This is a genomic window from Microbacterium sp. RD1 (assembly GCF_052220165.1).
Taxonomy (GTDB): Bacteria; Actinomycetota; Actinomycetes; order Actinomycetales; family Microbacteriaceae; genus Microbacterium.
The window spans coordinates 1-1,076 of the sequence record NZ_JBQPOL010000005.1; the positions used below are offsets into that span (position 1 = coordinate 1).

Annotated in this window: 1 protein-coding gene; it reads right to left on the minus strand. The window is 62.4% G+C overall.

The window, feature by feature from the left end:
• Positions 1-77: 77 nt before the first annotated feature.
• A partial coding sequence (locus tag ACTU3I_RS18460; protein WP_442927189.1) for a TerC/Alx family metal homeostasis membrane protein occupies positions 78-1,076 on the minus strand: 999 nt, incomplete at its 5' end.

Here is a 1,076-nt window from a genome sequence, read left to right on the forward strand (position 1 = left end):
GCGCGAGGGGTCGCGATACGCGGTGCGACCGTGTCGGGATGCTGCTGGGTGTGACCCTTCGTGGGTGGTGGGGGTTCTCAGGGCTGGGGTGGTGTGGGGGTTTTGGTGCGGTTTTCGCGGGTGGAGGCGATGAGGCTGGCGGTGGTGGCGATGGCCATGGCGGCGATGATGACGGCGAGGGAGGTCCAGGTGGAGATCTCGGGGGCCCAGTCGATGTGTTGACCGTTGTTGATGAAGGGGAGTTCGTTGACGTGCATGGCGTGGAGGACGAGTTTCACGCCGATGAACGCGAGGATGAACGCGATGCCGTAGTGGAGGTAGCGGAGCCGGTCGAGGAGGTCGCCGAGGAGGAAGTACAGCTGACGCAATCCCATCAGCGCGAACAGGTTCGCGGTGAACACGATGAACGGGCTCTGGGTGATCCCGAAGATCGCGGGGATCGAGTCGATCGCGAACAGCAGGTCGGTGACGCCGATCGCGGCGAACACGATGATCATCGGGGTGAACATCCGTTTCCCGTTGACCGTGGTCCGTAGTCTCGCGCCGTCGTACTCGTCGCTGATATCGATCGTGCGGCGCAGTAACCGGACGATGAAGTTCTCCCGTTTCGCGTCATCGGCGTGACCGCCTCCCGCGGGGAAGGCTTGCCGGATCGCGGTGTACACCAAGAACGCGCCGAACACGTAGAAGATGGGGCTGAAGTTCTCGATCACCGCGGCCCCGACGAGGATGAACGCTCCCCGCAGCACCAACGCGATGATGATCCCGACCATCAGCACTTCCTGCTGATACCGGCGCGGCACGGAGAACTGCCCCATGATCAACACGAACACGAACAAGTTGTCGATCGACAACGAGTACTCCGTCAACCAGCCCGCGACGAACTGCCCCGCGAACTCCCCACCCGCCACGACCCACATGATCCCCGCGAACACCAACGCGAGCGTGACGTAGAACACCACCCACAACGACGACTCCCGCGTCGACGGAATATGCGGCCGCCGCAAAATCAACAACAAATCCCCCACCAAAACCAGCGACAACACCACCAAAGCGCCGATCTCAAACCACAACGG